At 69.4% G+C, this 12,466-nt stretch carries 13 protein-coding genes; 12 read left to right on the top strand and 1 reads right to left on the bottom strand.

All coding sequences use genetic code 11. The features are described from left to right. Nucleotides 1-2 precede the first annotated feature (2 nt). From truA to MYL53_RS05120, 12 genes are all read left to right on the top strand, one after another. Complete coding sequence (gene truA, locus MYL53_RS05175) at nt 3-947, top strand: tRNA pseudouridine(38-40) synthase TruA (RefSeq protein ID WP_247852490.1); 945 nt, start codon at nt 3-5, stop codon at nt 945-947. Beyond that, nucleotides 940-1,581 (top strand): phosphoribosylanthranilate isomerase, encoded by a 642-nt coding sequence (locus MYL53_RS05170; RefSeq protein ID WP_247852488.1) that lies wholly within the window; start codon nt 940-942, stop codon nt 1,579-1,581. Before truA ends, MYL53_RS05170 begins: the two co-directional genes overlap by 8 nt. 57 nt (nt 1,582-1,638) lie before the next feature. Continuing rightward, complete coding sequence (gene trpB, locus MYL53_RS05165; protein WP_247852487.1) at nt 1,639-2,853, top strand: tryptophan synthase subunit beta; 1,215 nt, start codon at nt 1,639-1,641, stop codon at nt 2,851-2,853. A 9-nt stretch (nt 2,854-2,862) separates the two neighbouring features. Further along, nucleotides 2,863-3,666 carry a tryptophan synthase subunit alpha gene (gene trpA, locus MYL53_RS05160; RefSeq protein ID WP_247852485.1) on the top strand — a complete coding sequence of 268 codons (804 nt, stop codon included), beginning with the start codon at nt 2,863-2,865 and terminating at the stop codon, nt 3,664-3,666. Between the two features lie 71 nt (nt 3,667-3,737). After that, entirely contained in the window at nt 3,738-4,712 is a 975-nt protein-coding gene (gene accD / locus MYL53_RS05155; RefSeq protein WP_247852483.1) for an acetyl-CoA carboxylase, carboxyltransferase subunit beta, read from the top strand. A gap of 7 nt (nt 4,713-4,719) precedes the next feature. Beyond that, nucleotides 4,720-6,033, top strand: coding sequence for a bifunctional tetrahydrofolate synthase/dihydrofolate synthase (gene folC / locus MYL53_RS05150; protein WP_247852990.1), 1,314 nt, complete (start codon nt 4,720-4,722; stop codon nt 6,031-6,033). After that, the gene (locus MYL53_RS05145; RefSeq protein WP_247852481.1) at nt 6,033-6,737 is read left to right on the top strand and encodes an SPOR domain-containing protein; all 705 of its coding nucleotides are present in this window, start codon (nt 6,033-6,035) and stop codon (nt 6,735-6,737) included. The genes folC and MYL53_RS05145 overlap by 1 nt, the downstream gene beginning before the upstream one ends. Further along, complete coding sequence (locus tag MYL53_RS05140; protein WP_247852479.1) at nt 6,734-7,297, top strand: CvpA family protein; 564 nt, start codon at nt 6,734-6,736, stop codon at nt 7,295-7,297. Before MYL53_RS05145 ends, MYL53_RS05140 begins: the two co-directional genes overlap by 4 nt. Nucleotides 7,298-7,354: 57 nt before the next feature. Continuing rightward, on the top strand, nt 7,355-8,875 hold the full coding sequence (gene purF / locus MYL53_RS05135) for an amidophosphoribosyltransferase (protein WP_247852478.1): 1,521 nt from the start codon (nt 7,355-7,357) through the stop codon (nt 8,873-8,875). A 12-nt stretch (nt 8,876-8,887) separates the two neighbouring features. Further along, on the top strand, nt 8,888-10,084 hold the full coding sequence (locus MYL53_RS05130) for an O-succinylhomoserine sulfhydrylase (protein WP_247852476.1): 1,197 nt from the start codon (nt 8,888-8,890) through the stop codon (nt 10,082-10,084). Nucleotides 10,085-10,221: 137 nt separating this feature from the next. Next, on the top strand, nt 10,222-10,821 hold the full coding sequence (locus MYL53_RS05125) for a cytochrome b (protein ID WP_247852474.1): 600 nt from the start codon (nt 10,222-10,224) through the stop codon (nt 10,819-10,821). Nucleotides 10,822-10,823: 2 nt separating this feature from the next. Then, nucleotides 10,824-11,408 (top strand): YceI family protein, encoded by a 585-nt coding sequence (locus MYL53_RS05120; RefSeq protein WP_247852472.1) that lies wholly within the window; start codon nt 10,824-10,826, stop codon nt 11,406-11,408. Between the two features lie 144 nt (nt 11,409-11,552). On the opposite strand, the gene MYL53_RS05115 is transcribed toward MYL53_RS05120, so the two are convergent. Beyond that, nucleotides 11,553-12,353 carry a 2OG-Fe dioxygenase family protein gene (locus MYL53_RS05115; RefSeq protein WP_247852470.1) on the bottom strand — a complete coding sequence of 267 codons (801 nt, stop codon included), beginning with the start codon at nt 12,351-12,353 and terminating at the stop codon, nt 11,553-11,555. Nucleotides 12,354-12,466: the final 113 nt, after the last annotated feature.

The following is a 12,466-nucleotide window of genomic DNA, read 5'->3' as shown; positions in this document are numbered from 1 at the left end:
GCATGACCTTCTTTCATCGTCTCGACGACAAGCAACCCCTCCGCGGCCGGCTGGCCATGGCCGTGGAATACGACGGCACCGCCTACTGCGGCTGGCAGCGCCTCAAGCACAGCGCCTCGGTGCAGGCTTCCCTGGAACAGGCGATGTCCCGCGTGGCCGCCGCGCCGGTCTCGGTAATGTGCAGCGGCCGTACCGACTCCGGCGTCCACGCCACCCGTCAGGTCATTCACTTCGACCCGCCTTCGCCGCGTTCGGAGAAGGCCTGGGTGTTCGGCACCAACGCCAACCTGCCCCGCGACATCGCGGTGCGCTGGGTCAAGCCGGTGGCCGACGACTTTCATGCCCGCTTTTCGGCGCTGGCGCGGCGCTATCGTTACGTGATCCTCAATCGCGTCAGCCCGCCGGTACTCGAGCGCCACAACGTGACCTGGTGCCGCGATCCGCTCGACGCCGAGGCCATGCATCGCGCCGCCCAGGCGCTGGTCGGCGAGAACGACTTCTCCACCTTCCGTGCCGCCGGCTGCCAGTCGACGACGCCCTGGCGCCACCTGCACTTCATCGAGGTCAATCGCTACGGCCCGCTGGTGGTCATCGACGTGCAGGGCAACGCCTTCCTGCATCACATGATCCGCAACATCGCCGGCGCGCTGATGTCGGTGGGGCGCGGGGCCCAGGACGAGGGCCATGTCGCCCGGCTGCTGACCCTGCGCGATCGCACCCTGGGCGACGTCACCGCGCCGGCCCACGGCCTGCACTTCGTCGACTGCCTCTTCGACGAGAGCTGGGGGCTGCCCGCCGAGCCGCTGGGGCCGAACCTGCTGGCCTTCCTCGGCGAGTGGAGCGGCGAGCGGGCGGTGCCCGATTCGCCCATGGCGGCGTATCGGCGCGACCGCTCCCGGGCGGCCAACGCGGCGGCGCTGGCAGCGGAGGAAGGCGACGATGCTTGAGCATGGCGCGGCCCTCGGCCGCACCCGGGTCAAGTTCTGCGGCCTGACCCGTCCCGAGGACGTCGATGCCGCGGTGGCGGCCGGGGCCGATGCCCTGGGCTTCGTGCTGTGGCCCGGCAGCAAGCGGGCGGTGGATCTCGCGCGGCTGGCCGCGCTGGCCGCCCGGGTACCGGCCTTCGTCACCCGGGTCGGGCTGTTCGTCGACCCCGACGAGGCGCTGCTGACCCGGGCCGCCGAGCACCTTGACCTGCTTCAGTTCCATGGCGACGAGACGCCTGCGTTCTGCGAGGCCGCGCCCCGGCCCTGGATCAAGGCGCTGCGCATGCGCGACGGCCTCGACCTCGAGGCGGCGGCCCGCGAGTACGCCGGTGCCCGGGCGCTGCTGCTCGACGCCTACCGGCCCGGCGTGCCGGGTGGTACCGGCGAGACCTTCGACTGGTCGCGCATCCCCGCACGCCTGGCCAAACCTGTTATTCTCGCCGGAGGCCTGACGCCGGCCAACGTGGCCGAGGCCATCGCTTCGGTGCGCCCCCTGGCGGTGGATGTCTCCGGCGGTATCGAGACCGCCCCGGGTATCAAGGACGGCGCGGCCATGGCCGAGTTTCTCCGCGCGGTGCGCCGCGCCGATGCCTGAGCCCGCGGTCGACGCATTCCCGACCATTCCCTACTGGCGAATCTGTGAGGTGTCCCCGTGAGCAAGTTCAGCGATCTGACCCGACTGCCGGATGCCCGCGGCCACTTCGGCCCCTATGGCGGCCGGTTCGTCTCCGAGACCCTGAGCTTCGCCCTGGAGGAGCTGGAGAAGACCTACGCGCAGCTGCGCGACGATCCGGCGTTCCAGGCGGAATTCGACCATGACCTGGCCCACTATGTCGGTCGGCCGTCGCCGCTCTATCACGCCGAGCGCTGGTCCCAGCGGCTGGGTGGCGCCCAGATCTGGCTCAAGCGCGAGGACCTGAACCACACCGGCGCCCACAAGGTGAACAACACCATCGGTCAGGCGCTGCTGGCCAAGAAGAGCGGCAAGCCGCGGGTGATCGCCGAGACCGGCGCCGGTCAGCACGGCGTGGCCACCGCCACCGTGGCGGCGCGCCTGGGCCTCGAGTGCGAGGTCTACATGGGCGCCGAGGACGTCGAGCGCCAGAAGCTCAACGTCTATCGCATGCGCCTGCTGGGAGCCAGGGTGATTCCGGTGGAGTCCGGTACCCGCACCCTGAAGGACGCCATGAACGAGGCGTTGCGCGACTGGGTGACCAACGTCGACGACACCTTCTACATCATTGGCACCGTGGCCGGGCCGCATCCCTATCCGATGCTGGTGCGCGACTTCAACGCCGTGGTCGGCCGCGAGGCGCGCCGCCAGTCGCTGGAGGAGTTCGGTCGCCTGCCCGACGCGCTGATCGCCTGCGTGGGCGGCGGCTCCAACGCCATGGGACTGTTCTATCCCTTCGTCGAGGATGACGAGGTTGCCATGATCGGCGTCGAGGCCGGCGGCGACGGCGTGGCCACCGGTCGCCACGCCGCGCCCCTGGCCTCCGGCGCGCCGCGCGGCGTGCTGCATGGCAACCGCACCTACCTGATGTCAGACGAGGGCGGCCAGGTCAGCGACACCCACTCGATCTCCGCCGGGCTCGACTACCCGGGGGTGGGCCCGGAACACGCGCTGTGGAAGGACGTGGGCCGGGTCGAGTACGTGGCGGCGGACGATGACGCCGTGCTCGAGGCCTTCCGCGAGCTGACCCACGTCGAGGGCATCATGCCGGCGCTGGAGTCGGCCCATGCCCTGGCTCACGCCAGGGTGCTGGCGCCGACCATGCGCCCCGACCAGCACATCGTGGTCAACCTCTCCGGACGCGGCGACAAGGACATCCTGACGGTCGCCAAGCTCGACGGCATCGAACTCTAGGGGACACCGATGAATCGAATCGACCAACGCTTCGCCGCGCTCCGGGAGCAGGGCCGCCGCGCACTGATTCCCTACATCACCGCCGGCGATCCCGCGCCCGAGCACACCGTGGGCTATATGCACGCCCTGGTGCGCGCCGGCGCCGACGTGATCGAGCTGGGCGTGCCGTTCTCCGACCCGATGGCCGACGGTCCGGTGATCCAGAAGGCCTGCGAGCGGGCCCTCCGGCATGGCGTGCGGCTGAGTGATCTGATCGAGATGGTGCGCGAATTTCGCCGCGACGACGCCGAGACGCCGGTGGTGCTGATGGGCTATCTCAATCCCGTCGAGCGCATGGGCCTCGAGGCCTTCGCCGATGCGGCGCGCGATGCCGGCATCGACGGTGTGCTGCTCGTCGACATGCCGCCGGAGGAGGCCGACCTGATGGGTCCGGTGCTCAAGGAGCGCGGTCTGGCCTCGATCTTCCTGGTGGCCCCTACCACTTCCCGTGCCCGGGCCGCTACAATATGCGCCCATGGCGAGGGTTATCTGTACTACGTCTCGCTCAAGGGCGTCACGGGAGGCGCCGGCGTCGATGCCGCGGACGTCGCCCAGCATCTGGCACCGCTGCGCGAGATGACCGAGCTGCCGCTGTGCGTGGGCTTCGGCATCCGCGACGGGGCCTCGGCCGCCGAGGTCGGCCGCGTGGCCGACGGCGTGATCGTCGGCAGTGCGCTGGTCTCGCGCATCGCCGAGAATGCCGAGCACCCCGAGGCGGTGCCCGGCGAGCTGGAAGCCGTACTGGGCGAGATGCGCCAGGCCCTGGACGCCTGACGGACCCCGAATACCGATTCGACAGTCGCCCCGCTGGTTGGGGCGACCGCAAAAATGGAAGCGTTTCTGACATGAGCTGGCTAGACAAGATCGTGCCCTCGGTGGGCCGCATTCAGCGCAAGGACCGCCGTTCGAGCGTACCGGACGGCCTGTGGCGCAAGTGCCCCAAGTGCGACGGGGTGCTGTACCTGCCGGAACTCGAGAAGCACCACAACGTCTGTCCCAAGTGCGAGCATCACCTGCGTCTCACGGCACGCAAGCGCCTCGACTGGTTCCTCGACAAGGACGGCCGCGAGGAAATCGCCGCCGACCTCGAGCCGGTCGACCGCCTCAAGTTCCGTGATTCCAAGAAGTACAAGGACCGCCTGACCGCGGCCCAGAAGTCCACCGGCGAGAAGGACGCCCTGGTCGCCATGCGCGGCAGCCTGGACGGCCTGCCGGTGGTGGCGGTGGCCTTCGAGTTCACCTTCATGGGCGGCTCGATGGGCGCCGTGGTGGGCGAGAAGTTCGTGCGCGCCGCCGAGCAGGCCCTGGAGCAGGGCGTGCCGCTGGTGTGCTTCGGCGCCTCGGGCGGTGCGCGCATGCAGGAGGCGCTGTTCTCGCTGATGCAGATGGCCAAGACCTCCGCCGCCCTCGAGAAGCTCAAGCAGGCAGGCGTGCCCTACATCTCGGTGCTGACCGACCCGGTGTTCGGCGGCGTGTCCGCGTCGCTGGCGATGCTGGGCGATCTCAACGTCGCCGAGCCCAACGCTCTGATCGGCTTCGCCGGCCCGCGGGTCATCGAGCAGACCGTGCGCGAGAAACTGCCGGAAGGCTTCCAGCGCAGCGAGTTCCTGCTCGAGCACGGCACCGTGGACATGATCGTGCATCGCCACGAGATGCGTGAACGTCTCGGCGGCGTGCTGCGCAAGCTGACGCACCAGCCGGTCAACGGCCCGGCCGACGCGGCCGAGCCCGACCTGGTCGACGCCGCCCAGCAGCCCGAGGACGCCTCGGTCGAACCGGCCGGCGAGGCCGACGAGCCGCGCGCCGACGGTGAGCGCTGACGCCGTCATGGGCGACGCTCCGACGTCTACTCTCGAGGGCTGGCTGGCGCGGCTGGAAGCGGCGCATCCGGTGAGCATCGACCTCGGCCTCGAGCGGGTGGCCGAAGTCGCGCGGCGCATGGGCCTGCTCGACGGGCCCATCGCCAGGCGCGTGATCACCGTGGCCGGTACCAACGGCAAGGGCTCCACCGTGGCCATGCTCGAGGCCCTGGGGCGCGCGCATGGCATGACCACGGCGGCCTACACCTCTCCCCACCTGCTGCGCTACAACGAGCGTCTGCGTCTCGACGGCGCGGAGGCCGGCGATGCCGAGCTGATCGCCGGCTTCGAGGCCGTCGAGGCGGCACGTCTCGACGGCGAGCCGATCAGCCTGACCTACTTCGAGGCCGGCACCCTGGGCGCGCTGCACGCCATTCGCGAGCGTGCGCCCGAGCTCGCCGTCCTCGAGGTCGGTCTCGGCGGCCGGCTGGATGCGGTCAACGTGCTCGACGCCGACGTGGCGGTGGTGACCACCATCGCCCGCGATCATGCCGCCTTCCTGGGCGACGATCTCGAGGTCATCGGCCGCGAGAAGGCCGGCATCATGCGTGCCGGCCGCCCCGCGGTGCTGGGCAGCGAGCGGCTTCCGCAAAGCGTCGCCGCCACCGCCCAGGCGCTGGGCGCCGAGTGCCACGCCCTGGGTGTGACCTTCCAGCGCGAGACCGGCGAGGGCGGTTGGGCCTGGCAGGGGCTCGATGCCGAGGGCGCCGACGCGCGCCTCGAGGCGCTGCCCGATCCGGGCCTGCCGCTGGACAACGCCGCCACCGCGCTGCAGGCGTTCGCGCTGGCCGGCCGGACGCCGGAGGTCGAGGCCTGCCGCCGGGCGCTGGCCGGCGTCGAGCTGCCCGGGCGCATGCAGTGGCGCGGCCAGTGGTGCCTGGACGTGGGGCATAATCCCCACGCCGCGGCCTATCTGGCCGAGCGCCTGGCCGCGCGGCCCTGCCAGGGGCGCACCGTCGCCCTGCTGGGCATGCTCGCCGACAAGGACGCCGAGGGCGTGATCGGCGCCCTGGCGCCGGTCGTCGACGCCTGGCTGCCGGTGAGCCTGGAGGGCGATCGGGCGCGCAGCGCCGCGGCGCTGGCCGAGACCCTCGAGACGCTCGGCCAGCCGGTGTGGCACCGGGCGGACTCCCCGGCGGCGGGCGTGGCCTGGCTGACCGAGCGCCTGGCCCCGCAGGACCGGGTCCTGGTGTGTGGCTCCTTCTTTACCGTGGCCGACGTGCTGGCGGCCTGGGCCGAATCGGCGCAGGCGGCGGCAGAGGCCGGCAGCGAGGGAACGTGATGAAGTATGGATGGCGAGAGCGGATCAGCGGCGCGCTGATCCTGTTGGCCCTGGCGGTGATCTTCCTGCCGCTGCTGTTCGACGATCCGGCGCCTCGCGAGGAGCGGCCGCAGCCGACCATGAGCATCGAACAGCCGATCGAGGTGCCGCACCGCGAGCCCGAGGCGCCCGCCCCCCCTGAAGAGCTGGCCCCGAGCGATGCCGCCGCGGTAGACGACGGTACGGCGTCGAACGAAGACGTCGTCTCGGTCGAGACGGGGCAGGCCGCGATCGAGGCCTCGTCTTCCGACAGCGACGAGGCTCTGGCTGACCAGAACATGTCGGAAGAGCGTGCGACAGCGGCCGAATCGGCTTCTGGCGACGGTGCGGCAACGTCCGAGCCCGAGGCGGCGGCCGAGGATCCCATCGCCGATCTGGCACGCGCCGCCGACGAGCGCATGGCTGCGGCGGCCAAGCCAACCCACGAGGCGGTCTCCGGCGGCGAATGGGCGGTGCAGGTGGGCAGTTTCGGCGAGCCCGACAATGCCCAGCGCCTCGAGGCGCGCCTGGAAGAGAAGGGCTTTCCCGCTTACCGCCGCCCGCGCAATAACGACCTGACCACGGTCTACGTCGGGCCCTATGCCAGCAGTGAGGTGGCCGAGCAGGCGATGAGCGAGCTCAAGGCCGGCTTCAACCTCCAGGGCCTGCTGGTGGAGGCCGAGTGACGCTGACCTGGCTGGACTGGCTGTTCGTGGCGGTGCTCGCCGTCACCGGCATCGCCGGGCTGGTACGCGGCCTGGTACGCGAGGCCCTGGGCCTGGCGGCCTGGGTGGTGGCACTGCTGGCGGCGCGCTGGCTCGCCGAGCCTCTGGCCGCCCAGCTCGCCGGGCTGATCGATAGCGCCGACGGCCGGCTGGTGCTGGCCTTCGTGTTGGTGGTGTTGGGCGTGATCCTGGCCTGCGGTGTGATCATTCGCCTGATTCAGGCGGCGGTGGAGTGGGTCGGCATGGGCCTGCTCAACCGCGTTGCCGGTGCCGCCTTCGGCCTGGCCAAGGGCAGCGCCATCCTGGTGGTCGCCACCCTGCTGATCGGCTTGACCCCCTTGCAACAACTCGAGGCCTGGCAGCAGGCCAGCCTGCGGCCGCCCTTCCTGCAGCTGAAGGACTGGGCCGTCGGCCGCCTGGCTGCCTGGGAAGGGCAGCTGCCGGTGTCTCCCGAATCCTTCGGCGATCCCGCCTCGTTGATGCCGTCGCGGACGGCGGACGACGGGATCGCCACCCCCTGACATGATCGAAGCGGCGGCCGTGGCGCCGCCCACTCAAGGCAAGCGAGGTAAGGTGTAATGTGCGGTATCGTGGGCCTGATGGCCAAGCAGGCGGTGAACCAGGGGATCTACGATGCCCTGACGGTGTTGCAGCACCGCGGCCAGGATGCCGCAGGCATGATGACCTGGAACGACGGTCGCTTCCTGCTGCGCAAGAGCAACGGGCTGGTGCGCGACGTCTTCCATACCCGCCACATGGCGCGCCTTCAGGGCAACCTGGGCATCGGCCACGTGCGTTATCCCACCGCCGGCTCCTCCAGCGAGGCGGAATCCCAGCCGTTCTATGTCAACTCGCCGTACGGCATCTCGCTGGCGCATAACGGCAACCTGACCAACGCCGACCAGCTCAAGCAGGAGCTGTTCTCCTCCGACCTGCGCCACATCAACACCAGCTCCGACTCCGAGGTGCTGCTCAACGTCTTCGCCCACGAGCTGGGCAAGCAGGGGCCGCACCTGGCGCCGGGCGACATCTTCGACGCCGTGCGCCGCGTGCATCGCCGCTGCCTGGGCGGCTATGCCGCGGTGGCGATCATCAACGGCGTGGGCATGGTGGCCTTCCGTGATCCGCACGGCATTCGTCCGGTGGTGTTCGGCAGCCGCGACGAGGGCCAGGGCCAGGAGGTGATGATCGCCTCCGAATCGGTAGCGCTGGACGTGGGCGGCTTCGAGCTGCATCGCGACCTTGCCCCGGGCGAGGCGATCTTCGTCAGCATGGACGGCGAGATCCACACCCAGCAGTGTGCCGATGCGCCGCGCCTGGCCCCCTGCATCTTCGAGCACGTCTACCTGGCGCGCCCGGATACCCTGCTCGACGGCGCCTACGTCTACGGCACCCGCATGGCCATGGGCCGCAAGCTCGCCGATCGCATCAAGAACGAGTGGCCGGACCACGACATCGACGTGGTGATCCCGATCCCGGATACCTCGCGGACCTCGGCTCTGGAGCTGGCCCAGCACCTGGGCGTGACCTACCGCGAGGGCTTCATGAAGAACCGCTACATCGGGCGGACCTTCATCATGCCGGGGCAGACCCAGCGCAAGAAGTCGGTGCGCCAGAAGCTCAACGCCATCGATATCGAGTTCGAGGGCAAGAACGTGCTGCTGGTCGACGACTCCATCGTGCGCGGCACCACCTGCAACCAGATCATCCAGATGGCCCGCGAGGCCGGCGCCAGGAACGTCTACTTCGCTTCCGCGGCGCCGCCCGTGCGCTACCCCAACGTCTACGGCATCGACATGCCGGCGGCCAGCGAGCTGATCGCCCACGGCCGCAGCGAGGAAGAGGTGGGCGAGCTGATCGGCGCCGATCGCATGATCTACCAGGACCTCGAGGATCTGAAGGCGGCCTGCCGCGAGATCAATCCGGCCCTGGACGAGTTCGACTGTTCGGTGTTCGATGGCCGCTACATTACCGGCGACATCGACGACGCCTACCTGGCCGCCCTGGAGGCCAGCCGTAACGACGATGCCAAGTCGGAGCAGAGCGCCGGTGACCACGCGCTGGTGGGCATGCACAATCAGGAAGACGACACCGACTGACAGGGAGGCGCCATGCACGACGATATCAATCCGGAGGAATGCTGGGGGCTCGATACCCTGGCGATCCGTACCGGGCACCATCGCACCGCCGAACAGGAGCACGGCGAGCCGATCTTTCCGACCTCGAGCTTCGTCTACGGCAGCGCCGCCGAGGCGGCGCGCAAGTTCGGCGGCCAGGAGCCGGGCAACGTCTACTCGCGCTTCACCAATCCCTCGGTGCAGACCTTCGAGCGCCGCCTCGCCGCCCTGGAGGGCGGCGAGCGCTGCGTGGCGACCAGCTCCGGCATGTCGGCGATCCTCTCCACGGCGCTGGCGCTGCTGCAGGCCGGCGACGAGATCGTCGCCTCACGCTCGCTGTTCGGCTCCACGGTCAGCCTGTTCGACAAGTACCTGGGCAAGTTCGGCATCACCACCCGCTACGTCGAGCTTTCCGACCTGGCGGCCTGGGAGGCGGCGATCACGCCGGCGACCAAGCTGCTGTTCGCCGAGACGCCGTCCAATCCGCTGTCCGAGGTGGGCGACATCCCGGCGCTGGCCGAGATCGCCCATCGCCACGGCGCCTGGCTGGCGATCGACAACTGCTTCCTGACGCCGGCGCTGCAGACGCCCATCGCGCTGGGGGCGGATCTGGTGATCCACTCCGCCACCAAGTATCTGGACGGCCAGGGCCGCGCCATCGGCGGCGCGGTGGTCGGCCCCGACAAGCTGCTGGAAGAGGTCTTCGGCGTGGTGCGCACCTGCGGGCCTTGCATGAGCCCGTTCAACGCCTGGATCTTCACCAAGGGCCTGGAGACCCTGGGGCTGCGGATGAAGGCCCACTGCGCCAACGCGCTGCAGCTGGCCGAGTGGCTCGAGGCGCATCCGGCGGTGGAGCGCGTTCACTACAGCGGGCTGGCCAGCCACCCGCAGCGTGAGCTGGCCGCGCGTCAGCAGAAGGCATTCGGCGCTGTGCTGGGCGTCGAGGTCAAGGGCGGCCGCGAAGGTGCCTGGTCGGTGATCGACGCCACCCGGATGCTGTCGATTACCGGCAACCTGGGCGACGTCAAGACCACCATCACCCATCCCGGCACCACCACCCACGGCCGTCTCTCCGACGACCAGAAGGCCGCCGCCGGCATCCGCGAGGGCCTGATCCGCATTGCGGTCGGTCTCGAGGACATCGCCGACATCCAGGCCGACCTGGCCCGCGGCCTCGACGCCCTCGTCTAGGCCGACGCCAAGGCGTTCGCATGCCGTCCAAACGGGCGGCATGCGGAATTTCCGAACGAAGCATTCATCTTTTTTCAGCGGATTCCCCCGTCGCGCTCGGGTAGTCTGGCGCCTGTGAACCGTGTTCGGGAGCGCTCATGTGGCATAACACCTCTTCAGGCTGGGGACTGACCAGCATCCTGCTGCACTGGCTGAGTGCGCTGGCCTTCGTCGGGCTCTTCGTGCTGGGCTGGTGGATGACCGGCCTCGGCTATTACGACGACTGGTATCATCTGGCGCCCTGGTGGCATCGTTCGGTCGGCGTGCTGGTCTTCGCCGTGACCCTGGGGCGCCTGGTGTGGCGCGCGCTGCAGCCGACCCCGGCGCTGCCCGGTTCGCGCCTCGAGCGCCTGGCCGCTCACCTCGGCCACGTTGGGCTCTACGCGCTGATGCTGCTGGTGCTGGTCAGCGGCTATCTGATCTCCACCGCCGAGGGCGCCGGCATCGACGTCTTCGGCCTGTTCGAGGTGCCGGCGCTGGTCAGCGGGCTGCCCAACCAGGCCAGCGTCGCCGGCAGCGTTCACTGGTATGCGGCGCTGGCGCTGATGGTGCTGGCCGGCGGCCACGGCCTGGCCGCGCTCAAGCATCACTGGGTGGATCGTCACGACACCCTGGTGCGCATGCTCTCGCCCCGTTACACCCGGGCTCGCCGCCGTGGCGGGCCGGAATCCGACCCTCTGAGTCACGCAAGGAGTTAGCGATGTACAAGAAGACCGCACTGACCGCCGCCCTGGCCGCCGCGTCCCTGGTGCCGCTGGCCCAGGCCCAGGCCGCCGACTACGCCATCGATACCGAAGGCCAGCACGCCTTCATCCAGTTCAAGATCAGCCATCTGGGCTTCTCCTACATCCTGGGCAGCTTCGAGGACTTCGACGGCGGGTTCAGCTACGATCCCGAGAACCCGGCGGCGTCCACGGCCCACGTGGAGGTGCAGGTCGACAGCCTGACCTCCAACCACGCCGAGCGTGACAAGCATATCCTGAGCGACGACTTCCTCGACGCGGCCGAGTATCCGACCGCGAGCTTCGCCTCTACGGGCTTCGAGCCCACCGGGGAGGGCGAGGGCGTGTTGACCGGCGAGCTGACCCTGCACGGCGAGACTCGGACCATCGAGATGCCGGTGACCCTGCTGGGCGAGGGCGATGACCCCTGGGGCGGCTACCGCGCCGGCTTCGAGGGGACCACCACACTGACGCTGGCCGACTACGGCATCGACATGTCGCAGTTCCCCGAGCCGATGCGCGAGCTCGAGCTCTACGTGACCTTCGAAGGCCTTCGCCAGTAACGCCTGCTCTCTGGTCACATAAGGAAACAGCGCCCCCGGCCAGTGGCCGGGGGCGCTGCGTTTCGGGCGGGCGGGGAGCCAAGAGCCGCGTCATCCATGGTGCCCTCCTGGCTCCCCACTCCTTCCTGCTGACTCCTCTCTAATTCACGCTTCCCCCATTTCCCATAGCTTCGCCTGCGGGAAGTGGCGCCTCAGGATGCGGTTCTGGAAGGCGTCCACGAAGCGTGTGTTGATGATGATGATGAAGCGCTCGAACGGCTGGGCCGGGTCGCGCTGGCCGAGCGTATCGACGCCGTGGAACAGCCGGTCGTCGCGCAGGTGCAGGATCTCGCCGGGCCTCAGGGTGGCCGTCACCAGCTCGCGGGTGCCGGCCTTGTCGGCATAGAGGTGGCTGTCGGCGCCCAGCACGTTGTCCCGGCTCAGCACCAGGATGCTCAGCGCCTGGCAGCCGTCGGCGTGAATGCCCTGGCCCTGGAGCGGATCGATGTGGCCTTCACCTCGCACTCCGGTGATCTGCATCAGGATAGGCTCGTCGGGCTGGATGTCCCACAGCCGGGCCCAGGCGCGCACGAAGGCCTTGACGTCGGCGCGCGCCAGGAACTCGGGCGTCAGGGCATCGTAGTAGCGAAGCCGGTCGGCCATGCTGTCGGCGTCGTTGAAGGCGCCGCCCTGGGCCATGGGGCAGTGGCCCAGGTCCTGTACCTGGCCGGCGTCGTCGAGGGCCAGCCAAGACATGCGCTTCCAGCGCCGGTTGACGTAGGGGTCCCGCGGCAGGTCGGCGGTGAAGTCCTGCCAGGCCGCCAGATCGAGTCGCGAGTGCAGCTCGGTCAAGGCCCAGTCCTGGCGGGCCAGGTCTTCCTGCACGCCGGGCAGCCAGTAATCGGCGATGGGATCCGCTGGCATGGTGGTGGGATCGAAACCATATTTGAGGGTATCGAGTTTCATGGGACTTTCTCCTGATTGAACATCTGAGTGGGTGGGGCTTTCATTGACGAGAAAAATCGTCAACAGTAAGCAAATGAGTCGGAATGTTTCAGAATGTCAAAGCGGGAGCGGTC

It is taken from the genome of Halomonas getboli, assembly GCF_023094245.1.
GTDB lineage: Bacteria > Pseudomonadota > Gammaproteobacteria > Pseudomonadales > Halomonadaceae > Halomonas > Halomonas getboli.
The sequence above is the reverse complement of the archived record's forward strand: the minus strand, read 5'-3'. Positions and strand labels throughout refer to the sequence as shown.